Raw genomic sequence first — 25,436 nt, 5'->3', positions numbered from 1 at the left:
TAGGCTAAAACCCGAACTATTGTCAGGCTTTCAATCAGAAATCATGAAAAAACCAATTATTCCAATCGGCTTCTAAGGTTGTAAGCTCATTATTTTAATTGTTGATGAAAACATCGGTTCAAGTTGTTCTGCTTTCATGGGATGGCTAAGGAAGTGACCCTGTAACAGTGCGGTTTCTAATGTTGAAACTTTAGTCAGTACTTTTTGGTTTTGAATACCTTCAATAACGACCTTAGCACCGATACTGTTCGCCAGAAAAGCAATGGATGAAATGATGGCAAAATTATTATTTTTACGGCTCATCTCAATCACGTATTGAGCATCAATTTTTATCTGTTTTATTGGCATATCACTTAACATAGTCAATGATGTATAACCTGAACCAAAATCATCAACACTTAGTGTAATTCCAAGTGCGTAAAGCTTTCTGAGTGCATTTTTTGCCAAGGTAATATCAGCAATCATGGCACTTTCTGTTATTTCTAATATGACTTGATTTGGGTTTATATTAAAAGTGTCTAATTGTTCTTTTAAGTAATCAACAATGCCATCATTTTGTAAATCGCACGCAGATAAATTAATCTGAAGGTGTCGGTAATGTCCTAAGTCTTGCCATATTTCAAGCTGGGTAAAAGCAGCGTGGATCACCCATTGTGTGATAGATGAAATTAGCCCTGCTTTTTCTGCGACAGGAATAAATAAAGAAGGAGATATATAACTACCATCTTGCTGTTGCCAGCGAATTAATGCTTCTAAGCTATAAACTGTTCGACCATCATTTTCAAAAATAGGTTGGTAATGCAATGAAAATTCATTCTTAGCGAGTGCGTTACGAATTTTATCGTTAAGCTGAATGTGTTGTATCGAACTTCGCTCATACTCTATTGAGTAAAAACAGAAACCAGATGCTTGTTTCTTCGCTTTGTACATTGCCGCATCTGCCGATTTTATTAATTCAGTGATACTGCAAGAATGCTCAGGGTAACAGGCAATACCAATACTCATTTGAATATGAACCATAGTTCCACGAATGAAAAAAGGTTTTTTTAAGATGTTTTGTAGTAGCTGAATACAATCGGTAACTTCACTTTTCTTTGTGTAATCTAGAATGATGGCGAATTCATCACCTCCTAATCGAATGAGCTCGACACTATTATTTATTGTGTTTTTTTTCTTAAATATTGCTTGAATACGTGTAGCCATGGCTTTCAGTAAAGCATCTCCCGCTAAGTGACCAAATGCATCATTAACTTGTTTAAAGTTATCGAGATCGATAAGCATTAAGGCAAAATGTTGCTTGTTCTGGGTTTTAAGCTTTAAGTTTTGCCACATGAACTGACGATTTTTAAGCCCTGTTAGTGCGTCATGTTGAGCGTTAAAGCGCTCATTCATTGCCGTGATTTGATATTGGTGAATACTCTTCAAGCTAAGGTGTATGACTAGCAGGGTAAATAAACTACCAATTGCAAAAATAGGAGCAATAAAAAGTTCTAATGGGCTGAAAGGAAGCAATAAAAGTAGAATTGTATAAGTGACTGAACCAAAAATGAAAAAGATTAAAAACACGGCGATAGTACGCCAGCCTTTATGGTTGTTTTTGTCACAAATCGACAATATTGGGCTAATGGATAGTAGTAGAATTAGTGTACTGAACAATGTAAAAAAGGGTGCGATATAATTCATTTCTTGCTCAGTTATTCTATATGTTTATATCGAAGCCATCTCAAAAGACTCGCTAAGCTTACTCAGAGTCATGTACTTTGAGGTTACTTGGTGTATTAATGAGGCTAGTATTTTGAACTGCGAGAAATATCGACCTGAGTTAGGTATAAACGCATATCAAATTCTAACTGGTGATAATTGGGTTCCATGTGGCAACACAATTGGTAGAAAGATTTGTTATGTTCTTTTTCTCGAAGATGGGCAAGCTCATGCACGACGATCATGCGTAAAAAAGCCAATGGTGCGTCTTTGAACACTGAAGCAACACGGATTTCGTGCTTAGATTTTAGCTTTCCACCTTGTACTCGAGAGATAAATGTATGAAGGCCTAAAGCATGGTGAATAACATTGATCTTATTATCGTATGCAACTTTGCTAATGGGGGCCGACTTTTTTAAGTATTGGTTTTTAATTTCAACAACATAATCATACAGGGCTTTCTCTGTTTTAATGTTGTGATTATCGGGATATTTCTTTAGTAATAATGCTTCAAGTTTTTGACTATCAATCAGTTTTTGTACTTGGCTAGTTAAATCAGAAGAGTAACCTTGGAGGTATTTCAATTCTTGCATAGAAAATTATCTCGATAACACATGAAAAACAGTAAATGAGAAAGCGGGCTGATTTTATAAGTCTTACTTAGTTCTGGCAATATAATATCGGTAAAATACTTGTACTATTTATGCGACTTGTCACCGTATTCCTTAGCTAAATCTGTATGGTTGTTATTATTTGCACGGCGCATCAATAGATAGGGTATGGCGCTATATACTTAGTTTATAACGTCGCTTTATTGTACTAGAGTTGCACTGATTTATTGAATTCAGCGATAGACAGAATCATACATATGGAGTTTCTTTATGAGTCTTAAACTACCACCACCGCTATTGCTGTTGCTATCTTTTGGCGGAATGTATTTATTGGCAATGTATTGGCCACTTTGGGTATTCGTTTTTCCTGGGCAATCTTTTGTCGTTCTTATTTTTTGTTTTCTAGGCGCTATTCTTGGGCTAGCTGGCATCGTGTCGTTTGCGAAAGCCAGAACATCGATTGATCCAAGGAAGCCACAAAAGGCATCTCGTCTTATTACCTCTGGAATATACCGTTATTCTCGTAACCCTATGTACTTAGGATTAGTGCTATTTCAATTAGCCGCTATCTTTTACTTAGGTGCAATATCATGTTTTTTGATGCTTGGTATCTTTTTCTTTTTCATGAATAACTTTCAAATAGAGCCTGAAGAAGAAGTGCTTACCGCTATATTTGGAGATGATTACAAAAAGTATTGCAGTGAAGTTCGCCGCTGGTGCTAGTTGCGGTAACTTGGGTATATCCATACGTGATGAGCAATATTCGTTATTGTTTTGCTGCTATAAGATCGTGAGCTTGCCTGAAATGGGCTAATAGCATAGCATTGTGAACAGTGTTCACTTTTGAGGTAACTTGGGTATATGTATATGCTATTAAAATTCAAGCCATTAACTTGTGCACTGTCGAAAGGAAATTCCAAGTGAATCTGAATGATCCCAGTTTGTTTAAACAAAAGTGTTATATCGCAGGCCAATGGGTAACCGCTGAAAACGGCAAAGTAGAGCCTGTTACAAACCCATCGACGGGTGAAATTATCGGCTATGTACCTGTAATGGAGCATGAAGAAACCTTGCATGCTATTGAGGCTGCACAGCGAGCATTTCAAAGCTGGAAGAAAGTGTCAGCTAAAGAGCGTTCAAATACGTTACGTAAATGGTATGAACTTATTTTAGAAAATATCGATGATCTCGCGACCATCATGACAACAGAGCAAGGTAAACCTTTTGCTGAAGCCAAAGGTGAAGTGATTTACGCCGCTAATTTTATTGAATGGTTTGCCGAAGAAGCGAAACGTACATACGGTGAAGTAATACCAAGCCATAAAACCGACGCTCGAATTGTTGTATCAAAAGAACCGATTGGTGTTGTAGGGGCTATTACACCGTGGAATTTTCCAGCCGCAATGATCACTCGTAAATGTGGCCCTGCATTTGCTGCAGGTTGTGCCGTTGTACTAAAACCAGCGCCAGACACTCCATTTAGTGCTTTTGCATTGGCTGAACTTGCCGAACGTGCAGGGTTACCAGCAGGGTTATTCAACGTTATCACGGGTGATGCTGTTGCCATTGGTGGTGAGCTGACGAAGAGTAAAGTGGTTAAGAAAATCTCTTTTACGGGTTCAACTGCTGTCGGTAAGTTGTTAATGGCGCAATCTGCTCCAACAGTGAAAAAATTGTCTTTAGAGTTAGGTGGTAATGCACCATTTATCGTGTTTGAAGATGCAGATCTGGATGCAGCTATTGACGGCGTTATGGTTGCTAAATTCCGTAATGCAGGTCAAACCTGTGTGTGTGCAAACCGTTTGTATGTACATGAAACAGTGTATGACGTCTTTGTTGAAAAGCTGGTTCAGCGAGTATCAACACTAATAATGGCTGACGGTTTTACCGATGGCGCTACAATTGGTCCATTAATTAATCGAGCATCTGCTGAAAAAGTACAAAGCCATGTAACAGATGCCTTAGAAAAAGGGGCAACCTTAGCATTTGGTGAAAAAGCTGATTCATCAACGAACTTCTTCCCCCCACATGTTATTACACATGTTACCGATGAAATGCGTGTTGCTACTGAAGAAACGTTTGGCCCTCTGGCTGCAGTATTCAGTTTTGCGACAGAAGATGAAGTTATTGCCCGTGCAAATGATACAGATTCAGGTTTAGCATCATATGTTTATACGCGATCATTACAGCGTGCATGGCGTATGGGTGAAAGTCTCGAATTCGGTATGGTAGGTATAAATGAAGGATTAATTTCTACTGAAGTTGCGCCTTTTGGTGGTGTAAAAGAGTCTGGCCTTGGCCGTGAGGGTGCTCGACAGGGGATTTGTGATTACATGGAAACAAAGTACATGCTAATGGGCGGTCTGTAAGGTTTAAAAACGGAAACCTTATCTTTCTCTTTATCCATACACGATTATTCCTTAATATTGCATTTCAAATAATTCATTTGGTTATTGTGATAAATGGAATCCGTTTTATGCGGCAGTTATGGATTACAATGCACCAATAACTAACAAAATAAGATCTATTAAGGTCTGAGGGATAACAGATGAGTAAAGCGAAAATCGGTATTGTGACAGTAAGTGACCGTGCTAGCGCAGGTGTTTACGAAGATATTTCTGGCCAAGCAATTATCGATACGTTGAATGACTACTTAACATCGCCTTGGGAGCCTGTATACCAAGTGATCCCTGATGAGCAAGACGTGATTGAAGCAACGCTTATCAAGATGGCTGATGAGCAAGATTGTAGCCTTATTGTAACGACAGGCGGCACTGGCCCTGCAAAGCGTGATGTAACGCCAGAAGCAACAGAGGCTGTATGTGACCGTATGATGCCAGGTTTCGGCGAGCTAATGCGTACTGAATCATTGAAGTTTGTACCGACAGCGATTTTATCACGCCAAACGGCGGGTCTTCGTGGTGATAGCTTGATTGTAAATCTACCGGGCAAGCCAAAATCTATCCGTGAGTGTCTGGATGCAGTATTCCCTGCTATACCTTATTGTATCGATTTGATGGAAGGTCCATTCCTTGAGTGTAACGAGGAAGTGATTAAGCCTTTCCGTCCAAAGCAGAAGTAATGACTTCAGCTTAACTAATTTACAAGTCGGTAGCCTTATGGCTACCGTTTTTATATGAGGGCAGTATCGTGAAATATAGAGCCATTATTATCGCTTTGGGTTTATTCGTTTTACCCGTGCATGCCAGCTGGGATAAAATAAAAGATTCCGCATCTGATTTAGGAAGTGCAATCGGTGATACCAGCAAAGATGCATGGGATAGTGTATCTGACTTTTCGAAAGAAACATGGGAATCTGGTGAAGCTAAGCTAAATGAGATGTTAGAACCAGAGACCCCTGAAGAAGCTCGAAAAGCATTGAATACAATGTCTGATACTGCACTTGCTCGTTTATTTGATAAGCAACCCTCGGCAAAGCTGCTGTTTGATTCCGCTTATGGTTATGCTGTTTTTGATTCCCGAAAATTTTCATTGATGCTGCACACTAACCAAGGTGCGGGTGTCGCGGTTAATCGTAAGACAAACAAGCGTACCTACATGAAAATGTTTGGTGCGGGTTTGGCTGCAGGGCTTGGTGGAAAGTTCTACCAGCAAATCATTTTTTTTGAAGATCAAAAAACATTTGATGGTTTTGTGAAAGATGGCTGGGAAGCAACATCAGAAATGGGCGCTGTTGCGGGTACTGAAAGTGCAGAATTAACAGCGAAATATAATGGTGGAATGGCTATTTATCAAATAGGTGAAAAAGGTTTGCTGCTTGATGCAAACGTGTCTGGTTCTAAGTATTGGATTGATACCGATTTAACGCAATGATAAGTCGCTTTTTAAACTTGATATTAAAATTCATGAGATAAGTGAAGCAAGAATAAAGGCTTCACTTATCTGAGAATTAAAAAAGAATTATTAGTTATTTGTAGTTCTTAGAAACTATTTTTGATTCTTGGCGATATTAACTGGCTGAGCTAACGCTTTCGGAAAATGTCTACTTTCGGCTAATTGTTCAGCAACTCGAACAACATCTTCAGTGTTAAGAGCATGCGTCATTTGAAATTGTTCTTCACGTGACAATAAGCCTGCGAATATATCTTTAGTGATCAGACCTTCTTCTACCAGTTTGTCTAAAATAGCATCTGCTGCAGATATAGCCGACGACGCTTTCACAATTTCAGAGCGGGCGTAATGTTGATCTTCGAAAGAAACATCTGCTGCACGTAATGTTGGGTCGTTCCCCGGAATTTGCTGTGCACCAAAAAGAGGGTTTCCACTTACAATAGCATCATCAAACGTTGGAACAAATTGTGCCATGTGATTGATTGCTCGTTGCGTTCGAGCTGTTACTTCAAACGGTTTCCACTGTGTTTTAAGCTTACTAATGAAGTGTTCTTCAAGTTTTGGCTGAGCACTTTGCTTTGTTGAACTGACGAGCCCTTTTTTGAATAAGGTTATGTCTTCAGTCATTCCATGAAGCTGGAAGTATCCATTAGGGTAGGGTGTTAATTGCGCCATACCATTGGGTGTACCACGTTCGCCATGAAAAATCACCTCAGGCCAAATACCTTCACATGCAGGCCATTGAGTGACATAAGCGGCTTTAAATTCAACCATGCGGTTTCGTGTAACGGCTGCCATATCATCTAATGATCCTGTTCGATAGCCACAAGCGTTTACGAGATAATCAACGGTTATATTCTCCGTCTGATGATCATTAAGTTGCTTATTAAAGCGCTGAAAGGAAATATTCCAAGCTTGTTGGTTCTTACTATCGTTTTTTTCTATATGAGTTACTTTGGCGTTAGTATAAACCTTACAGGCTGGCAATTTATCAAAGGCTAGAGATGCAGTGGCTGCAATTCTAAATATGCTTAATCCGTATTCTTGCACCATGATAATAGGGTATTTGAATTCATTTAAATTCAAATTTTTAGCCACTGGAACCATCCAATCATCCAGTGAAACTGGCATTAACGGTAAATTTTTAGCTGCCAGATTTATCAAATCTTGTTGTTGATAAATTTTAAAATACTCATCTGGGTCACCAAGTACAGCATTGCCTGTGTCCTGCTCGATGAGTTTTTTATAGACATTTTTAAGTAACTTTAAGCGTGGTAATAATGTATCAGGATTACCTGAATCGCGTAATGGCACAGCGATAACGGTTGGTCGGATGTTTGCGGTATGAGGAAAAACACGTAGTGTATCTATCGATTGGCGAAGCAATGTGACGCATTGTTCGTCCGATATTTCACGATATAAATTACCTCCTGCATGTAGATGACATATAGGAGGACCATTCACTAAGGTCGTGCCTTCTTCGAATAAAGTCACTGGTATGCCAAGTTCGGCTAAACGAAGTGCTACGGTTGAACCTGCAACACCACCTCCTACAACACCAACGGTGATTTTAGTTTTTATTGAGCCATCGATGTTTTCAAAAGGTGTATCTGAAACATTTACATTCATATTCTACTTGTCTGTGATCAAATCAAACATGGTCATATTAAGGGGTATTCTACTTGGCATTAATCATGTTTAAAACTGTTTCGACAGTTGTAATTGTTAAAAATGTACTTTTAGCGGTAAGAAAACGGTATTAGCCAATAAACGTGCAGTGAAACTCGCTTTTTTGTTTTTAATGACTTGCTAACGATAGGGGAACTCGAGGGTTACTCATATATTAAGCTTAAATAAAGTAGGTGAATACACTGAATTGTAAGTGTTTTTTGTAATATTCAAAATCAGCTGTAAATAATTGACAATTAAGTTAATAAGCTTCAAGTAATTGCAGAAATAAAGTATAGAACAATAATAACTATCGCGCTGAAATGATTTAAGAAAAATTGAACTATATGGAAGAAATAGAAAGTCGGCTTGTAAAAAATAAGAACTGAGCCTAATAGTGTACATGGTAGTGGCACTAAAATAATAAAAGGATTGAAAAATGTCTAAAATGAATTACATACTTCCGCTTGCGTTACTCATTTCTGGTGTAGTTAATGCTGCAACAGAAAACCCGTGGTATGCAGGCGCTCGAGTCGGTGGTACGAGTTATAGCGGCTTCTCTGGTGATATTAGCTCAAGTAATGTTGATAAAGAGGATTGGGGCGGTGGTGCATTCTTAGGATATAACATTGTGCCGTGGTTTGCCGTTGAAGGTGGTTATACCTACCTTGGTGAAGCTGACATTAAAGGTACAAATGCATCAGTTGAGCAACAAGGTGTTGATCTTGTTGGTAAGTTCACCTGGAATATCACTGACTCAATTGATTTGTTTGCTAAAGCGGGTGGTTTCTATTATTTCGCTGATGGTAGCGGCCTTATTAATGCCTCTGATGACGGCATCATTGGTACGGCAGGCGTAGGTGCTGAATACTTCTTTAATAAGAACCTATCGGCACGTCTTGAATATCAATATTACAATGATCTAGAACTTAAAGATTCAGGCATTGACGCTAGCTGGGATACTCATTTCTATGGTATTAGCTTAGTGTATGGTTGGGGCGCTCCTGCACCAGTTGCAGTGGTTGAACCAGCACCTGAACCAGCACCTGCACCTGTTCCAGCTATGGTTCAAGTAGAACCAATCACGGTTGCACTGCCGTTTGCATTTGATAGCGATACGTTATCTCAGCAAGACATTGATCAGTTACAGCCTATTGCGCAGCGTCTGGTTAACTTCCCAGAAACGGAACTATTTGTTATCGGTCACACTGATAGCCGTGGTGCAGAAGCGTATAACCAAAACCTATCTGAAGAACGTGCAGCAGTGGTTGCTGGTTATTTAGCAACACACTTTGGTATTGAACAGAGTCGAATTCAGGCGCAAGGTCGTGGTGAGCTAGAGCCAGTTGCAGCGAATGATACAGAAGATGGTCGTGCTCAAAACCGTCGTGTAGAAGTATTTACACCTGGTTTTGAGATGGAAGGTCAGTAACAAATCTTAACTGTCGCTTTCTAACAATAAAAAGCACCCTAGGGTAATGCTGATCAGTTGAACGATCCTATGAGCCTGACATAATCCGGAATCAGTAACTGATTCCGGATTTTTTATGTAATACCAATTCCATTAACTCTCGCTGAATTGATCAGATAATTAATGGATTTGGTATAACCTTCAGACGCTCTTGCTTCTGCTTCATTTTGATTGGCGGAATGTTTGCTTTGGTTGAGTGGATTAAAGCTCCCAATCATCGGTATTGGGTTTGGGCATCCCTTCATGACACTGATAACAATCGATTTGTTGTTGTTCATAATACTGGTGGTCATCATCATTGCCTCCCTTGTAGGGAAGTACGCCATCAGGAAGTTGGTGGGCTATGCCCTTGTGGCAATCAATGCAGGTTTTATTTCGTTGTTGTGCATAGGTGTGAACCAGGCCGCTACGGCTTTTTTGAAATGCGATATCCATGGCATTGAAGTTGTGGCAATTACGACATTCACGGGAATTGGTTTGTTCCATGCTTTGCCAGACATGCTGGGCTAACTCTAATCGCTTAAGGTTAAATTTTTCAGGCGTATCAATCGTGCCGATAAGCTTTTGAAATAATTCCCGAGAGGCGAATATTTTTCTTAGCAGCATATGTTGCCACTCTTTTGGAACATGACAATCGGGACAGGTGGCTCTTACTCCCGATCGATTATTATAATGTATGGTGTTGATATATTCGGTATAAACATTTTCCTCCATTTCATGGCAACTAATACAAAAATTCATATCGTTAGTTACTTCAAGCGCCGTGTTGAATGCCCCCCAGCACACCACACCGATGAACATAAAAAAAAGGGCGACGCCAACGGTGCTGCCAAAAACAATTTTACGATGCAATAGTCTTTTGCAAAGGTTAAACATTCTCTTGAGTCCGCAGGTTGCGATCCGGCTGTTCTTTGCTGTTAATTACAATGGGGCTGATCTCAATGGCTTTAGGGCTGGTAATACAGGCTTCTCGACATAATCCACAACCGACACAGTTCTCTTGTATGATGTTGGGTTTTTCATTCTGCCAGACTAAAGTGTCGGGGATTGGGCAGCTGCCTTTACAGGCTCCACATTCAGGTCCGGAGTAGGGTAAACATGTAGCACTGTTGACGGTGGCTTTGGCCATAGGAGGGCAATCCTGCGCATCAGGACGTTTTTTATCTTCTGCTGATCCTACGGATGTTTCCGTAGAATTTTCTGTTTCACCCGTACTATCCTTTTCATCCTTTTCATCCTTTTCATCTATTTTATTTATCGGAAATACCAGCGCTTTCTCATTACAGGCCGTTACACATGGCCAGTCAGCACAGAGGTGACAGCCTTTATTAATAATATCCATCGCTGGCGTTCCAGCAACGTCAGCACCGCGTTTCAGTGGTAAAGGAAAAATGACTTGGTGTGGACAGGCACTGATACAATCGCCGCAACGGCTGCAGTTGATTAACAAATCCAGCTCCTGCTCGGCAAAAGGAGGTCGGATCCAGCCCTTCGCTTTTTCAATCGCTTTTTGTTCGATAATATCGTTACCAGTCTGAACCATTTTTGCAAAGCTATGTTTAAAAAAACTCCGGCGATCCATTGGATTATCTTTATTCACGATACAATTCCTTCTACATTCTCATGGTCATCGGTTGTACAAGCATCCACAGATTAATGCCGGAAACTAGCGCTGCGAACAACAGCATGGGCAGTAACTGTATGCCTCGGGCTGCAAATAGATGACTTCCCCGATGACGAATGACTTGTACGGCAATAAAGAAACCAGCAGCCATTAACAGACCTTGCAAGGCGAATAACATATTTTCTGGGATCATCATTGCCATATGACGAATGTGTTTTTCCATCATGCTTAATGGCTGGGTATCAATACCAAGTGGATTGCTAAGCAATTCTGTCCAGTTACTGCTTTCACGAATAAAGTGATTCAGGTTATGGGCAATATGGTAGGAAAAGGCTAACGGCAGTGAGACAAAAGCAAAGCCGGAGAATAACTTTTTAAAACTGACCCCGGCAGTTTCATCGCATAACTTTGACGTTAACCAGATGCTCACACCATACAATAAAATGGGCAGTAGTAAGCACGCTATCAGACCAATGGTAAAACTCAAAAGGAGCTGGCCGCTGTCATTAATATTTTGCGCTATCTGACTAATATAGATTTGCCAGTGGTCAAGCATGGTTAAGCCGTGAAAAAGGGTCAGAGCCAAAAGGATCAACATGAAGAATGCCTCATCCGTATGAGGACGGGCATCGTTGATCGCCTCGCTACTTGGCGAGCGTAGCTGCCAGCTAATATTATGAGAGGGACAACTTTGCGTACAATTCCCACAGGAGGTGCAATAGGTATTTTCTTGTAACCGTCCCATGATCTGCTGGGTTGGACAAGGAGCAATGCTCTCTGAACCGTGATAACACTCTAATGTCTTACAGCTTCTGCAGGTATCACTATTTATGGGGCGCAATGCCACAGGTGCGAGCTGAGAATAGGCGCCGACGGTTCTGCCAACCGGACACATATAGCGACAAAAAGCTTTGCCTTCAAACAGCGCCAGAGCCGTGGTTGCCAAAATGACCATCGCCAGTGCCAGTAATGCTGTAGCATAAGGGCTGGCTACAATACCAACGCCTAATTCAAGCCAGGTAAACCCAATAAATAATAGGCTGGCAGGCCAAATGTTACGCAGAACGTTGGGCACTCTCAGTTGCAGCCTGCTGTTAGAGTTGGAGCGATGCCATAATTTGTGATTGACCAGCCAGCTGGCGATATTATCCCAGGGGCAGATAGCGCACCAGGCTGACCCACTGAACAATATGGCGATAATGATACCCGTCCACCAGAAATTCCAGGTCAATGTCGTTGCAAGATTACGTTCAACAATCGGGGTGCCCCATAACCCAGCAACTACAATCAAAACAAATAGAAGCGCAAATACTATTTTAAGTAGCAAGAGCGGCCAGGTGTGTTGGCTTATATACTTAAAAAATGTCCCTACTATGGGGACATGGGCTAATGATGTGCTGGCAGTGGTAGTGTGACTTGGCGCTTTACTTTTTAAAGCCCATAAACCTAACAGTAACATACTAATGCCAATGATGATGGCCAGCTCAATGGGTAAGCCTGGATGGGTCATAATCATGATGTTTGCTTCCCCTGCTGAATTTTAGAACGCGCAATACGTTTACGTTGCACTATGTTTATACAGATCAAGAAAAAGATTAAAAAACCAATAGCAGCCCCTATTGGGCCAACAGAATTGCCAGAGCCAACTTGAAGTGGAAAGTCTATTTCGTAAGGTTCGCCATCCGCTTCAAAATGAGCACGAATAATGTAGTCACCCGCTTTTTTGAATAAAAAACCTTGCCGGTAAACCCCATCATCTATTTCTTGTAAACCGATAGTTTCATTGGGTTCTCTACTACCAAACCAACGGTCATCACGAACAGAAAAAGTAATTGATGTATTTAGTGTCTGGCCGTTATCAATACGGGTGGCGTACAAGTTAACCCGTCCCGGTTCATTCGGTTTGGGAAAGGCAGGAAAAACCATGTAGGTGATGAAATAATTACCGATCTGAGTTTCAACAGCCATACTGGGCGGGGTATTCGAGTCTTCATTTAGGCTATATGAAGGACGTCCCAATACATGGTGACTATAACTCGGGATACTGAGCATCAGGAAATAACAGCAAAATAATAAGTTAACAGTGTGCTTTAACATCATTGACCACCTATTTATACGATAGCATCGGCTTCTTTAATTATACGTATTGGTAAACTCGGGTGGGGGCAGACTTCAACACATAAACCGCAACCGACACAGCCATCATTAACGACAGGACGGTACATATTGGCAAATTCAAAACTAATAGCCGTCTCACCCAAAGGACAAATTGAGACACAGGCGCCACAAATACCTCGGTCAACCCAGGGATAACAGGCTAAACGTTCTATTTGAGCACGGCCCATGTTTACTTTTCTTGTTTCTGTGACAGTTAGAGCATTCGTTGGACAAACTTCCATACATTTGCCACATAAAATGCACGCCCTTAGAGCGGGTTCTATGTAGGGGGTATTGGCATTGTTGGCACCGTCGAGGTGGTAAAACTGAATACAGGCAGGGGGGCAAACTTCTGCGCATAAGCTACATCCGATGCACGCCTTTTGAAAATCAATGTCATCATTTAATGCACCGGGTGGTCTTAGTTTGTCATGGTTTAACTGAGATTTATTCAAAGAGGCTAACTGATTCTTTTCTGGCATGAGCATACGGCCGAGACCATAGGGAATAGCCGCAATGGTGGTCAGCCAGAGTGATTTAAATATACGGTAAAGAAATGATCGTCTGTCTATTGCTCTTCTGTTCATGATCGCTCCTCAATCGTTGAGGTTTTTTACTTCGATATCACCAAACCTGTTATCACTTTGGTTTTTTCGATAGTGACGGCTGTGATGACCATATCCTTGATATTTATGGTCTTTCATCGAAAAAGTAAACGTCATCGCATTTTTAGGGCAGACCGAGATGCAGGCTGCACAATTATTACATTCTTGCCCGAAGTCATCCTCCATTGGATTGAGGCCAAACTCACAAACCGCATTACATTTAGAGCAGTCATTACACTTCTCAACAATACGCCTGATACGAAATACCCGATAACGACCAAGTAGTGAATACAGCGCACCACCCGGGCATAGGTATCGACAAAAACCCCGCTTAGCAACGAGTAAATCAAATAACAAGGTGAGAATGAAAAAGAGTGTTCCGCCTCCGAACCCCGACAGAGCAATAGAAAAATATAATTCCCGACCAATCACAGCTGGTGGATAAATACTGGCAAAAATAATGCTGCCTGTCAGAGCTGACAGTACGATGCCAACGATCAGAACTAGGTACTTAAACATTCTGTTAAAACGCCGATTCCCCGTTCGTATGCCGATCTTGTTAAGCCAAACAGCCATATTGGTGTTTAGTTCATATAAAAAAGTCGCAGGACAAATCCAGCCGCAGAAAAATCGCCCAAATAGCAGAGTAAAGATAATCGGGATCATTGCCGTAAGGGCGAATGGCCAGTAAATTTCGATTCCAGCCGCAATTTGCCCGACGAGTGCCAATGGATCCGTTAACTTCAGGCCAAATAACTGACCAGACCATGTTGTCCCCTTTATTGCATCAAGCTCATGCTCAGGATCGCTGACTAAAGGGGCGGTAATAAACGCCATGGAATCATAGATAAATTTTTCTGAGCCAGTTAAATGGTTATAGCCCTGTGCCGCAACAAAATGTTGGTAAAGACTAAGCAGCGGGATCAAAATCAACATTAAAAAAACAATGACCAGGCATAACCAGCGTAATTTATTCAGATGACGCCAAAGAAAGAATGGCTGGTTTATTTTTCCCGCCGATTGACTTTGGTGCTTAAGATCCATCTCATCCGACATTACGATCTCCTCAAGGCATCTAATGTATGACTTGGTATAACTTTAATTGCTTGTGGAATCTGAATGCAACTGCGTTCGCACAGGCCACACCCGACACAAGCGTCGAGTACTTCAGGTTGCTCCATGAAGCCAACTTTTATCGCAACATCTGATAGTGGACAGGCCCGGTAACAGACCCCACAAGATTTTCCCTGCCAAGATAAGCACAGCTGTTTATCGACCCGAGCAACCCCCATATTCACTTGTTGTACAATGGGTTCCAATTGGCGTTTTATCGGCTGAATCGCCCCTGTTGGACAAACATCGCCACATTTCATACATAAAATGCAGGCCTTTTCTCGTGGTGTAATATAGGGGGTACCATGAGACTCAAGTCCATTTTCGGAGTCAAAAAACTTGATACAGTTATTAGGGCAGATTTCTGCACATTGATTGCAGCGTATACAGCGATTGATGAAATCTTCTTCTTTGAGTGCCCCTGGGGGACGTAAATAACGTTGGGTGAACTGTTTTGCTTTAAAAGCAGCCTTAACCAACGACGTTTTAAAGAAAACACCTGCGGAGGCTAATAAGCTAAGCTGCCTTATAAAACGTCGTCTATTCAAATGACTACCTCCAGGTAACTATACGCCAAGGCGTTTGGGTATAAATAACCACAAACTCCCCAAAGACATTAGTACTCATGCCTTGCGCCTAACTCGTCGACCGTGACAAAGGCTCTGCCACGGTATTGCTGTTATATTTTTTCTATCCGGCAAGCCAGCTTTTTAAAGTCGACCTGTCCTGATACGGGATCCCAGCAACGGTTACTGATGCCATTTGCCAGCCATTTGTTTTTCTTGGGATCGGCACTGTCTGCCACTGACAGATTCCAAGGACCAAACATATAACCGCGCGGCACACTGTTTCGAGCGGGTTTCACTAAACTATCCGTACCACCGACCTGTGCTCTGGCTTCTAACGAACCTCTACGGCTCACAACACGCACCCATTCACCATCTTTAATCCCGAGATCTTTGGCATCTTCTGCATGCATTTCGACATACATCTCTGGTACCAGTCGTCGCGTTGTCGGGCTACGGTTTGATTTGGCAGTATGGAAGTGCTCATAAACCACGCCGAGACCCATCCAGTATGGGAATTTGTCCTTAGGAACGTTTTGCCATGACTGGCCCCTGAATTCTTCATCAGGGAGATCCGGTGTTAAGGCCATATCTCGGGCTTTAATAATTAAATCTTGATTATCAATGGTGTAATGATCTTTTTTGACACCAAATTCCATCAATTTCTCGGTGATCTCCTTACGTTGGCTATAATCCTGCTGGCACAGTTTCATATGTACCTTGCCGTCTTTAGTTCGGAAGTAGCCATAGGGGCGATTTTCCCATTGACCTTCCTGCATCATGTAACGGCGTTGTGTGCCGCCATTTTTCGCCGCTTCATAGTTAGGGGCCGGCCACTGTATACCGCGCAGGGTTTTAAGCTGCTCATATGGGCTGATGCCGTCGAGTTTTTCACGATCCAGGATCCCAGTGAGATCAGCATCCGTTCCCACAGAGGCACGACAAACATCCCTGAAGACTTCTTCGGCATCGTATTCGCCGTCTTTTCCTCGCTTATAAGGAAAGATTTTATCGCCATCCATCCCCAGTAACTCAGCTATTTCCTTACCTTTATCAATCACCATATCCATATCAGGACGGCAACCTTTAGGCCCTTGCGCTGCTTTTTCTGTAATATTGATCCGACGCTCCGAGCTAATATAAACGCCGTTGACTTCGCCCCAGGTACATGCAGGGAAGATCACATCAGCATAAAGATTGTTCGGCGCATGGCGATAGATCTCCTGCACGACGTTAAAGGTTTTTGCCAGTGCTGGGCGCACCAGATTGTATTGATCAGGTAAGTCAATGTGGGTCGCATAAACCAGAAACATGGCTTTAAGATCGTCTTTGAGGGCACGTTCCATCATCCCCACGGCATAACCGGGGTTGGGTGAACTGGCGGCGTTATCTAGGTTTTTCTCTGGTACCCGCCACATTTTAGCCATATGGGCGCGATGTTTGAGGTTACCTAAACCTTCATTAAAGGGCAGGCGTCCAGTCAGCCCGCCGGTAAAACGTTCACCCATCGCATTCGGCTGGCCAGTCATAGAGAACGGACCGCACCCCGGTTTGGCTAGATTACCAGTTAATGTTAACAAGTTAATAATAGAGATAACATTGTGCTGACCATGAATATGTTGGTTATAGCCGATACCCCACATGATGATGACACCGCCATACCCTTCACCCTCTTGCTTGCCCTTGCTGCGTGCGAGTCGCTTGCGAGTTGCATCGGCAAACATTGCGGCAACGCGACGGATTTTTTCTGGTGAAACATCATGGTTGACGCCACCCATGCGATCTTGAACCTGCTCTGGGCTATAATTTCTTTTAACGCCATCAATATATTCTTGCCAGCCAGTCACATGCGCTTTGAGGAACTTCCAGTCGATAACGTCGTCATGCTCTTTAAGTAATACATGAGCGATTGCATTCAAAAAACTGATGTCACCATTGAGCAGCGGCACATGAATATTGTTCTTGTCGTTGATGTCGGCATAACCCTTATTGGTTCCGGTGGCACGGGGATCAACAACGACAGTTGGGATGTCCTTTTTCTTTTTATGATCGGCAATACGCCAGAAAATAATCGGGTGTGACTCTCGGGCATTATGACCAAAATGCATCACCATGTCGGCCAATTCGATATCATCGTAAGCCAGTGGTGGGGTATCTGAACCTAAAGTAGCAAAATAACCCGTTACTGCTGACGTCATACACATGCGCGCATTCGCTTCAATGGTGTTTGACCCCAGTACTCCTTTCATAAACAGGTTTTCTAGGTACTGGCCTTCCATTGTTAGCTGACCAGAACCATAAAGGGAGATGGAGTTTCCTGAGTATTTCTTGGCAAAATGAGCGATCTTACGAGCGACCATATCGGAAGCATCATGGTAGGGTACCCGGATAAAATGCTCTTCATCAAACGAGCCTTTGGTTTTACTTATATATTCAATATCACCGTGATCCGGTTTATTCCATTCCTCCCACACATCCTTGCGCACATACGGGTCACCTTCCATGCGGTCAACATACATTGGCTCTGCTGCCGTTAACCCTTTGATACACTGCAAACCATAGTTTGTTGGATGGTCTTTATCTGGGCGCATGGAAACAATCTTTCCATTTTCAACCTGGATAATGGTGCCACAGCCAACGCCACAATATGGGCATTGTGCTAAAGCTGTCGTTCTTTTGGTGGGCTCCCCTGTTAGTGGTGCAGCTTCTAGCTCAGGGTTATGTGCCACAAACAATCCAGCACCTGCTGCGGTACTTGCAATAAATCCACTACCTTTCAAAAAGTTTCGGCGTGATACTTTATTTCGCTTCATGGTATATAACTCCTTTACTTACCTAATGTGCGCATATAACTAATGATATCTTCGATTTCTGTTTCACTTAGATTTGCCAATCCGTCCGGCCCAGAAAATGGCAACATGCGGGTATTGGAACGACCGTTTTTGATGGTTTCACGAATAAAGCCATCGCTTGCCTTACTTAAAAAGCCGATCTTCCCTATGGCTGAACCAGAGCCACCAGCAAGGTAACCATCCCCTTTAATGCCGTGACAGGTCGCGCAGATATCTCTGAACCATAATTCTCCCTTACGAGGATCGCCCTGTGCAGGTCTTTGTGCCTCAACAGAGGCAGAACGATTGGGCAGGGTTTCATGGCTGCGTAAATAGGTAACAATGGCGCTAATGCCGTCACGGTTAAGATGAGCGTAAGGGGCCATGGCAGTCCCTTTTCGACCATCACGAATTGTGGACATCAGGAATTTGTCGGAGGAAATTGAAAGTAACTCAGGATTGGATAAAGATGGGGCAAACCCCGGTTTGCCAATCGCATCTGGCTGATGGCAAAAAACACAGTTCTGATTATAAAGCGCTTCACCTTCTTTCATTTTTTCACTATTTGCCGCAAAGCTAAATGAACCAAACAGCAAGTTGACACAGAAGGCCATCAACGAGATAAAATAAGTATTTTCCCTATTCACGATCTGCTCCTTTATTTATTTTTAAAATAAATATAGTCAATGTTTTGTCTTGCGCAACTTTATTGTTTTGTTGGGCGTGGTTGATATTAAATGGGGTTGGTTATTATTAAATAAGAAAGAGTCAGCTTATAAATTATCTAATTCTAAGGTTTATTTTTAATTAACGACCAAGCCAATTAATTGTGTTTTTTTTGAGGTAAACATAATTCTATATTTTTAATTATAAAGTTATCAATCAATTGCAACGAATAGGCTGTTATTTAATATGATGTTGACATTGGTATTTACTATACTGGTAACAGGTAATGATGGGTGACAGTCTGTTTAATTGATTTTAATTCTCTGCTTTTAAAATATTGATCTGGATCATTTAAATATCAACTGTTAGCTATTTATCTATTAATGAAAGCTATTATAAAGAGTTCTCAGTATGTTTAAATTCCACTATCAAGTTTTATTACTTATCTTTCTTTGCCCCGTCGTATATTGCAAAGGGTTGGAAAATACCCTTGAACTCGACTTGGAACAAGCTCGCTTAAGTAGGCAAGGTCAATACCAGGTTAGAACTCAATATTTATCAAAAATAGGTACTCCGGTCTACACCAATCGGCTGATATTGGAAAATTCGCCTTACCTTTTACAACATGCTCATAACCCCGTTAACTGGTATGCATGGGGTAAGGAAGCCTTTGATGCTGCCCGTCGAGAGAATAAGCCAATCTTTTTATCTATAGGTTATTCAACTTGTCATTGGTGTCATGTAATGGAAGCTGAGAGCTTTGATAATGAAGAGGTGGCACGGATACTCAATAAGTACTTCATTAGTATCAAGGTTGATCGAGATTTACGTCCTGATATTGATGGTTTTTATATCAAAGCGGCTCTAGTTTTTTCAGGTAAGGCGGGGTGGCCGGTTTCAAGCTTTCTAACCCATGATAGTAAGCCATTTTTTGCCGCCTCATATTTTTCGCGACCAGATTTTGTCGATTTACTTGAGCAAGTACAAGATAAGTGGACAAATGATCATCAATTTTTGCTTAAGTCAGCCATTGAAATTTATCAGGAAATTCAAGAGCAACAAAAAGTGGCCAGCGTGGCGGATACAATTTCCCCGTCTTTGATTGATCAAACCATAATAAAAATACTTAGCTCTGAGGATAAGAGGTGGGGAGGAGTCGATCACATTCCAAAGTTTCCACGGGAATTAATATTAATGTTACTGCTTCGGAAATTGAAAACAGTTGATTATTTCGCTTTAAGTCGAGAGTGGGAGTTTATTAGCCGAGAGTTAGATGCTCTTTTACAAGGTGGGATTTACGATCAGGTTGCAGGAGGTTTTCATCGCTATGCAACTGATAAGGCCTGGCGAATTCCCCACTTCGAAAAAATGCTATTTAATCAAGCGCTATTAGTAGATGTTTATACTAATGCTTGGTTTTATAGTGGTGATAATGAATATAAACGTATCGTTATTGAAACCTTGAATTATGTACTTAATGAAATGCGTTCCGATAAGGCTTGTTTCTATTCTGCAACTGATGCTGATAGTGAGAATAATGAAGGTAAGTTTTATTTGTGGCATGACATAGATATTGCTTCTTTATTTACACCGGGAGAAACAGATTTTGTACGGAAATTATATGGTATTAGACAGGAAGGCAATTTTAACCATAAAAATATCCTTTATTTACCCAACGGTCTTGAATCAGTTGCCGAAGCTAACGATATTGATTACCAGATACTATTAACAAAAATAGCAGGAATTCGACAGAAGCTTTATCAAAAACGAGCTGAGCGCATTCCGCCTTTTAAGGACAAAAAACAAATAGTTGAATGGAGCGCTTTGATGATAAGTGCATTGGCAAACAGTGGTCTGGTATTTAATACTCCTGAGTATATTCGTGTTGCAGATCAGTGTGCTGAAGCAATATGGCAACATGCGATAAATGATCAAGGATCATCTTCCCGTTTAATTGATTCAAACAAAAGTTCTGCTTCTGCGACGTTAGGTGACTATGGGCATTATATTCAGGCTATGTTGACGTTATACGATGTTACCGATAAAGATATTTGGCTAACGCGCTCGCATCTTATCTATCTTCAAGCAGTGAGAATGTTCCAGGATAAAAAATCAGGAAGCTTCTTTAATACAGCGTTCGATCAAAATGAACAGTTTTTTTTACGTAATAAAGATGTGACAGATAACACCATTGCTTCAGGAAATTCTGCAATGCTTATGGCTATGGTCATGTTGCATCAGCGAAGTGGGCAATTTGTTAAGCAGAGTCAGATCAAAGAATTTATCAGTTACAATGCGTCTACAATAAACCAAAATCCAATCGCATTTATCGCCATGTTGGCTGCAGTTGATGAATCACTTCAAGCCAACATCAAGCCTGTGAAATATGCGGCAAAAGGTAATATTAAAATTCATGCTGAATTTAGACAGAATAAAAAACAGTTAACGTTAACCTTGATGATTTCAAATGGCTGGCATATCAATAGTACACAGCCATTGCAATCCAACTTGATCCCTACCACTGTTGAACTTGTTTATCCTACAACCGCAGACCTGACGATGCAGTACCCTGACGGTCATCTGAAATCGCTTAGTTTCAGTCAGCAAGAATTATCATTATATGAAGACGAGCTGAAATTGACAGGAAATATAGTTCAGCCAGTAGCTTCTAATTATTTATTAATAAACATACGGTTACAAGCATGTAATGATAAAATGTGCTTGCCGCCAGAAACTGTTCGGATAGCGCCAATATACTTAGATTAAGCTTCTGTTACACCCCACTTAATGTTAACCACAAATCCAGCCACTGCATCACCAGAGATGCAGTAAGTTGGACTGTCATGAAGTAGGGTAGGCTAGCAAAGTTCGAAGAATTGAACTTGTTTCAATACTTGCTTGCTAACCTGATTCATTTCATCACTGCAGCTTGCTGTTTCGGCACAAATGGTTGCTGATTTTTGAGTTAATTCTTGTACAGTATGCATGTTACCGCTGATCTCAGTTGCGACAGCACTTTGTTGCTCAGCGGCCGTGGCAATTTGCTGCGTCTGATCATTGACTTGATGAATCAATTCTAGAATGTCTTCAATCATCTGGTTACTTTCTACCACTTTTCCTTCAGCTGAAGTGGCAATTTCAGTGCTGTCAAACATCATTTTAACTGCATTTTCACAAGCTGAGCTGAGTTGATTCAGCATGGCTTCGATTTCATTAACGGATGATTGCGAACGTTGAGCAAGGCTTCTTACTTCATCGGCAACAACAGCGAATCCACGTCCTTGCTCACCAGCTCGTGCAGCTTCAATGGCTGCATTGAGGGCAAGCAGGTTTGTTTGTTCAGCAATATTACGAATCACATCGAGGATACTTTCGATTCTTGTTGATTCGTCTTTTAGCAGGCCAACGACATTGGCAGTTTCATTCAGATTACCAACCAGTTTAATAACTGCGTCTTTAGTCTGATTTGAAGAGTCGATCCCTTTGTTAGCCAGCACCGCCATGGTATCTGAAGTTTGCGCAGATTCAGAAGTATTGTCGGCGATATTCATGCTGGTGATCGTCAATTCTTCAATGGCCGTTACAACCTGTACAGTGTGATCAGACACTTCAGAAGCTGAAATTTGAATATTATTATTAGCTTCTAGTAGTGTTTGACTATTGGTATCGACAATCTGCGTCGAGCTATTAATAGCAGAAAGTGTATTGTTCAGGTTTTGAATCGTGGTATTCAATGCACAGCTGAGTTCGGCTATTTCATCTTTTCCGTCAACAACACACGACACATTCAGTTTGCCTTTGGCCAGTGCGTGCGCAGTATCCATTACATGCTTAATACTATTAGTAATTTTTTTTGATAAGAATTGACTAAAGATTACAGCGATGGCAACTGAAATAATTATGGATAAATAGAAGACATAATTCGCATAACTAATTGCATTATTGGCGTCCTTATTTGCGGTATCCGCTGCGCTATAATTCATTTTTTGAAAATCATTAAAGAACTCGTTAAGGGCGGAATATGCATCACGGTAATCTGAGAATACAGAAAAAGGGGCTTTATTATCTGGCGCATTTTCCATTGCCTTAATGAAAGCCGATGAATTGTTCTGAAAAGTTGTTACTACTTGCCTAAGTTTAGTTGTAGTCGTTGCATCACCGGCAAAGTCTTTGGATAAGGCATTCAATAACTGCGGGGTATCCGCCATGTTTTTATTAATACTCGACACATAGCCATCAACCTGATTTGAAAGGTTCAGCAAGTAAGCAATCTGCAATCCTCGAACATTCAACATAATCTCGGTTTGCGTATCTTTGACTTCTTCAAATAACAATGAAACCGCGAAGTTTTGTGTATAGAATTGATTGAAATTGTTAGCAATTCGATCATTGGCTGATTTGATAAAAAGCAATGAGATAGCAAAGATTGACAAAATCACGCCAATCAAAAGATAGAACTTTGTTCTGATTGTTAAGTTATTTATGTTCATAACAGCCAACTATAAAGAGTGATTAATCTAGAAAAGAGTGGTTGAAAATTGCATCACATATATGCGTATACGGCTTAAAACTGCGAGATTCGAGTGTGACAATCGCTAGAGGTATGCAGTTATCGCTTTAGGGTATGCTCTCTTGTTGTTATAGCGGCCGTAATATTAATAACTTTAGAGATACTTAGAAGGGTAAAGCAATGCCGCTCACATTAATTGAACGGCATTACTCAGTGTTAGTCGTAATGTCTATAACGTACAGCTTTGTCGCTTTGTATTTGTTGCTGGTAGTTGAGCTATTTCAGCTTTTAAATCATCAATACGCGTTGCATGAGATGGGTGAGTTGATAGTAACTCTGGAGGTTGATTTCCTCCTGATGCTTTTGCCATATTTTTCCATAGCTCAACACTTTGGTATGGGTCAAACCCTGACTGAGCCATTAACCTTAATCCAATAATATCTGATTCAGATTCTTGTGCTCGTCCATAAGGCATAAGTACGCCATATTGAACACCTAAGCCTAAACCAGCCATTGCTGCACCTTGGTATTGAGTACCGCTCATGGCAATATTGGTAAGCTCTAAACCTGCATTTGCGAGCTGGCTACGAGATAACCTTTCATTACTATGCTGCGCCATTACATGCCCAATTTCATGACCAATAACAGTTGCTAATTGATCTTGATTTTTAGCAACGTTAAGTAACCCTGTGTAGACGCCAATTTTACCACCAGGGAGAGCAAATGCATTAACTTGGTCGCTATCAAAAACAACGACTTCCCATTGGTCAAAGTCAGGCTGTGGACCTAATTGTGTTGTGATTGCGCTTGTAACGCATTGAACGTATTGGTTAGTTTTAGCATCAGTGTTGATCTTCTCTTGCTTTTTCAATTCTTCAAATGACTGAGCACCAAGCTGAGACATATCGTTACCCGAAAAAAGTAAAACTTGCTGGCGGCCAGTGGGAGAACTCGAGCACGCAGTAAGAGTAAGTGACGATGCTATTAATACCGTTAAAAATAGAGGATGCTGTAGTTTCATATGAATGACTCCTTCCATTCCTTAATTATAAATTATGTGTCTATTATGACGCGACTATCTATACCCAAGTTACCTCAAGATGCTCGTATCAGCGAGTATTTGTTGTGCTCTAGGCAAGGCGCTTATTTAATTGTTATTTATATGCAAATTGAATGGCTGGTGGTAATTCGATGGAATTACGAAGGTTAACTGGTATTCTATCTACAGAGTAGAACCGAACGTTAGGTAAATTAATGACAATTTGGAAGAAAGCTTTTACGCTCGATACCCTAAACCAAACATCATTGAATACACTGGTTGAACATTTAGGGATTAAATATTCATCGTTTGATGATAATAGCCTATCGGCAACCATGCCAGTAGAGCCTAAAACGCATCAACCACTTGGTATGCTACATGGCGGAGCATCGGTGGTATTAGCTGAAACATTAGGCTCAATTGCGGCAAATATGTGTGTGGATGAAAAAAAATATTGTGTTGGTTTAGATATTAATGCCAATCATATCCGTGCTATGCGAACAGGCAATGTGACGGGAAAAGCTACACCACTTCATATCGGTGTTACAACGCAAGTATGGCAAATTGAAATTAGTGACGAGAGAGAGCGACTTGTTTGTACTAGTCGAATTACTATGGCAGTGATGCAACATAAAAAGAAAGAACAATAAATGTTAATGACGTTTTCAGAAGGTAAAATCATAGCCAATCAACATGAGCTTGTTATTCGTATTGAAAGCGCTGCAAAAGTGACACTGCAAGCGCAAGTCGATGAAGTTACATTGATTGGCGGTGCTAATGTAATAACAGCAACAGGAAGTGGAATAAACTGGTCTATACGATTAGACAATGAAGAGCAGTTAAAGGAATTGTCTAACGAAATTGGAATTGCTATACAAAAATATTAATGTCGTTATATAGAAAGAGGTATTATTTACCTCTTTTAAATAACGTCACCGTTATTTTATATGGTTAACGAATAGTTCTTTCTTCTTAATTACTAAATTAGTATTTAAATAAATCACTAGTATTATTATGCGTTT

At 41.0% G+C, this 25,436-nt stretch carries 22 protein-coding genes; 8 read left to right on the top strand and 14 right to left on the bottom strand.

What is annotated here, in order from left to right; genetic code table 11:
* Window positions 1-72 precede the first annotated feature (72 nt).
* Window positions 73-1,683 (bottom strand): putative bifunctional diguanylate cyclase/phosphodiesterase, encoded by a 1,611-nt coding sequence (locus C9J47_RS18485; RefSeq protein WP_107254808.1) that lies wholly within the window; start codon window positions 1,681-1,683, stop codon window positions 73-75.
* Window positions 1,684-1,787: 104 nt separating this feature from the next.
* A complete protein-coding gene (locus C9J47_RS18480) occupies window positions 1,788-2,294 on the bottom strand; it encodes a M48 metallopeptidase family protein (protein ID WP_107242524.1) in 507 nt (168 codons plus the stop codon).
* A 288-nt stretch (window positions 2,295-2,582) separates the two neighbouring features.
* On the opposite strand from C9J47_RS18480, the gene C9J47_RS18475 reads away from it, so the two are divergent.
* The 4 genes from C9J47_RS18475 (at window position 2,583) to C9J47_RS18460 (ending at window position 6,146) form a co-directional block, all read left to right on the top strand.
* Window positions 2,583-3,035, top strand: a complete 453-nt coding sequence (locus C9J47_RS18475; protein ID WP_011220726.1) for a methyltransferase family protein — start codon at window positions 2,583-2,585, stop codon at window positions 3,033-3,035.
* A 197-nt stretch (window positions 3,036-3,232) separates the two neighbouring features.
* Entirely contained in the window at window positions 3,233-4,681 is a 1,449-nt protein-coding gene (locus C9J47_RS18470; RefSeq protein ID WP_107254807.1) for an NAD-dependent succinate-semialdehyde dehydrogenase, read from the top strand.
* A gap of 179 nt (window positions 4,682-4,860) precedes the next feature.
* Window positions 4,861-5,394, top strand: a complete 534-nt coding sequence (gene mog / locus C9J47_RS18465; protein ID WP_011220728.1) for a molybdopterin adenylyltransferase — start codon at window positions 4,861-4,863, stop codon at window positions 5,392-5,394.
* A 65-nt stretch (window positions 5,395-5,459) separates the two neighbouring features.
* Window positions 5,460-6,146: a lipid-binding SYLF domain-containing protein gene (locus C9J47_RS18460; RefSeq protein ID WP_211321770.1), complete on the top strand. Its 687-nt coding sequence runs from the start codon at window positions 5,460-5,462 to the stop codon at window positions 6,144-6,146.
* A gap of 114 nt (window positions 6,147-6,260) precedes the next feature.
* Here C9J47_RS18460 and C9J47_RS18455 read toward each other — a convergent pair whose 3' ends face one another.
* On the bottom strand, window positions 6,261-7,793 hold the full coding sequence (locus C9J47_RS18455) for an FAD-dependent oxidoreductase (protein ID WP_107254805.1): 1,533 nt from the start codon (window positions 7,791-7,793) through the stop codon (window positions 6,261-6,263).
* Window positions 7,794-8,271: 478 nt separating this feature from the next.
* Between C9J47_RS18455 and C9J47_RS18450 the strand changes: the two genes are divergently transcribed.
* Complete coding sequence (locus C9J47_RS18450; protein WP_107254804.1) at window positions 8,272-9,264, top strand: OmpA family protein; 993 nt, start codon at window positions 8,272-8,274, stop codon at window positions 9,262-9,264.
* A gap of 240 nt (window positions 9,265-9,504) precedes the next feature.
* Here C9J47_RS18450 and C9J47_RS18445 read toward each other — a convergent pair whose 3' ends face one another.
* The 9 genes from C9J47_RS18445 to C9J47_RS18405 all read right to left on the bottom strand — a co-directional run bounded on the left by C9J47_RS18445 (window position 9,505) and on the right by C9J47_RS18405 (window position 18,846).
* Window positions 9,505-10,179 carry a NapC/NirT family cytochrome c gene (locus C9J47_RS18445; RefSeq protein ID WP_107254803.1) on the bottom strand — a complete coding sequence of 225 codons (675 nt, stop codon included), beginning with the start codon at window positions 10,177-10,179 and terminating at the stop codon, window positions 9,505-9,507.
* Window positions 10,172-10,903: a 4Fe-4S dicluster domain-containing protein gene (locus C9J47_RS18440; RefSeq protein WP_245903524.1), complete on the bottom strand. Its 732-nt coding sequence runs from the start codon at window positions 10,901-10,903 to the stop codon at window positions 10,172-10,174. The genes C9J47_RS18445 and C9J47_RS18440 overlap by 8 nt, the downstream gene beginning before the upstream one ends.
* Before the next feature lie 13 nt (window positions 10,904-10,916).
* Complete coding sequence (locus C9J47_RS18435; RefSeq protein WP_107254802.1) at window positions 10,917-12,443, bottom strand: 4Fe-4S binding protein; 1,527 nt, start codon at window positions 12,441-12,443, stop codon at window positions 10,917-10,919.
* Window positions 12,440-13,027 carry a hypothetical protein gene (locus C9J47_RS18430; protein WP_107254801.1) on the bottom strand — a complete coding sequence of 196 codons (588 nt, stop codon included), beginning with the start codon at window positions 13,025-13,027 and terminating at the stop codon, window positions 12,440-12,442. Before C9J47_RS18430 ends, C9J47_RS18435 begins: the two co-directional genes overlap by 4 nt.
* An 11-nt stretch (window positions 13,028-13,038) precedes the next feature.
* Window positions 13,039-13,671: a 4Fe-4S dicluster domain-containing protein gene (locus tag C9J47_RS18425; RefSeq protein WP_107254800.1), complete on the bottom strand. Its 633-nt coding sequence runs from the start codon at window positions 13,669-13,671 to the stop codon at window positions 13,039-13,041.
* A 9-nt stretch (window positions 13,672-13,680) separates the two neighbouring features.
* On the bottom strand, window positions 13,681-14,745 hold the full coding sequence (locus C9J47_RS18420) for a 4Fe-4S binding protein (protein ID WP_107254799.1): 1,065 nt from the start codon (window positions 14,743-14,745) through the stop codon (window positions 13,681-13,683).
* A complete protein-coding gene (locus C9J47_RS18415) occupies window positions 14,745-15,350 on the bottom strand; it encodes a 4Fe-4S dicluster domain-containing protein (RefSeq protein ID WP_011220738.1) in 606 nt (201 codons plus the stop codon). Before C9J47_RS18415 ends, C9J47_RS18420 begins: the two co-directional genes overlap by 1 nt.
* Window positions 15,351-15,481: 131 nt before the next feature.
* Window positions 15,482-18,181 (bottom strand): molybdopterin-dependent oxidoreductase, encoded by a 2,700-nt coding sequence (locus C9J47_RS18410; RefSeq protein ID WP_107254798.1) that lies wholly within the window; start codon window positions 18,179-18,181, stop codon window positions 15,482-15,484.
* Between the two features lie 14 nt (window positions 18,182-18,195).
* Window positions 18,196-18,846 (bottom strand): c-type cytochrome, encoded by a 651-nt coding sequence (locus tag C9J47_RS18405; protein WP_107254797.1) that lies wholly within the window; start codon window positions 18,844-18,846, stop codon window positions 18,196-18,198.
* Window positions 18,847-19,276: 430 nt separating this feature from the next.
* On the opposite strand from C9J47_RS18405, the gene C9J47_RS18400 reads away from it, so the two are divergent.
* Window positions 19,277-21,631: a thioredoxin domain-containing protein gene (locus C9J47_RS18400; RefSeq protein ID WP_107254796.1), complete on the top strand. Its 2,355-nt coding sequence runs from the start codon at window positions 19,277-19,279 to the stop codon at window positions 21,629-21,631.
* Between the two features lie 92 nt (window positions 21,632-21,723).
* Here C9J47_RS18400 and C9J47_RS18395 read toward each other — a convergent pair whose 3' ends face one another.
* Both C9J47_RS18395 and C9J47_RS18390 read right to left on the bottom strand, forming a co-directional pair.
* Complete coding sequence (locus C9J47_RS18395) at window positions 21,724-23,355, bottom strand: methyl-accepting chemotaxis protein (protein WP_107254795.1); 1,632 nt, start codon at window positions 23,353-23,355, stop codon at window positions 21,724-21,726.
* Window positions 23,356-23,604: 249 nt separating this feature from the next.
* Window positions 23,605-24,396, bottom strand: coding sequence for a M48 family metallopeptidase (locus C9J47_RS18390; protein ID WP_107254794.1), 792 nt, complete (start codon window positions 24,394-24,396; stop codon window positions 23,605-23,607).
* Window positions 24,397-24,629: 233 nt separating this feature from the next.
* Between C9J47_RS18390 and C9J47_RS18385 the strand changes: the two genes are divergently transcribed.
* Window positions 24,630-25,064, top strand: a complete 435-nt coding sequence (locus C9J47_RS18385) for a hotdog fold thioesterase (RefSeq protein WP_107254793.1) — start codon at window positions 24,630-24,632, stop codon at window positions 25,062-25,064.
* Window positions 25,065-25,301: a DUF3389 domain-containing protein gene (locus C9J47_RS18380; protein ID WP_006229371.1), complete on the top strand. Its 237-nt coding sequence runs from the start codon at window positions 25,065-25,067 to the stop codon at window positions 25,299-25,301. It abuts the gene before it with no gap.
* Window positions 25,302-25,436 lie beyond the last annotated feature (135 nt).

This window comes from Photobacterium indicum, from assembly GCF_003026215.1.
GTDB lineage: Bacteria > Pseudomonadota > Gammaproteobacteria > Enterobacterales > Vibrionaceae > Photobacterium > Photobacterium indicum.
The sequence above is the reverse complement of the archived record's forward strand: the minus strand, read 5'-3'. Positions and strand labels throughout refer to the sequence as shown.

Coding starts and splice junctions, on each gene's coding strand:
- C9J47_RS18485 (WP_107254808.1), bottom strand. CDS start 1,683: ATGAATTATATCGCACCCTTTTTTACATTGTTCAGTACACTAATTCTA.
- C9J47_RS18480 (WP_107242524.1), bottom strand. CDS start 2,294: ATGCAAGAATTGAAATACCTCCAAGGTTACTCTTCTGATTTAACTAGC.
- C9J47_RS18475 (WP_011220726.1), top strand. CDS start 2,583: ATGAGTCTTAAACTACCACCACCGCTATTGCTGTTGCTATCTTTTGGC.
- mog (WP_011220728.1), top strand. CDS start 4,861: ATGAGTAAAGCGAAAATCGGTATTGTGACAGTAAGTGACCGTGCTAGC.
- C9J47_RS18455 (WP_107254805.1), bottom strand. CDS start 7,793: ATGAATGTAAATGTTTCAGATACACCTTTTGAAAACATCGATGGCTCA.
- C9J47_RS18450 (WP_107254804.1), top strand. CDS start 8,272: ATGTCTAAAATGAATTACATACTTCCGCTTGCGTTACTCATTTCTGGT.
- C9J47_RS18445 (WP_107254803.1), bottom strand. CDS start 10,179: ATGTTTAACCTTTGCAAAAGACTATTGCATCGTAAAATTGTTTTTGGC.
- C9J47_RS18435 (WP_107254802.1), bottom strand. CDS start 12,443: ATGATTATGACCCATCCAGGCTTACCCATTGAGCTGGCCATCATCATT.
- C9J47_RS18430 (WP_107254801.1), bottom strand. CDS start 13,027: ATGATGTTAAAGCACACTGTTAACTTATTATTTTGCTGTTATTTCCTG.
- C9J47_RS18425 (WP_107254800.1), bottom strand. CDS start 13,671: ATGAACAGAAGAGCAATAGACAGACGATCATTTCTTTACCGTATATTT.
- C9J47_RS18420 (WP_107254799.1), bottom strand. CDS start 14,745: ATGTCGGATGAGATGGATCTTAAGCACCAAAGTCAATCGGCGGGAAAA.
- C9J47_RS18410 (WP_107254798.1), bottom strand. CDS start 18,181: ATGAAGCGAAATAAAGTATCACGCCGAAACTTTTTGAAAGGTAGTGGA.
- C9J47_RS18400 (WP_107254796.1), top strand. CDS start 19,277: ATGTTTAAATTCCACTATCAAGTTTTATTACTTATCTTTCTTTGCCCC.
- C9J47_RS18395 (WP_107254795.1), bottom strand. CDS start 23,355: ATGAACATAAATAACTTAACAATCAGAACAAAGTTCTATCTTTTGATT.
- C9J47_RS18390 (WP_107254794.1), bottom strand. CDS start 24,396: ATGAAACTACAGCATCCTCTATTTTTAACGGTATTAATAGCATCGTCA.
- C9J47_RS18385 (WP_107254793.1), top strand. CDS start 24,630: ATGACAATTTGGAAGAAAGCTTTTACGCTCGATACCCTAAACCAAACA.
- C9J47_RS18380 (WP_006229371.1), top strand. CDS start 25,065: ATGTTAATGACGTTTTCAGAAGGTAAAATCATAGCCAATCAACATGAG.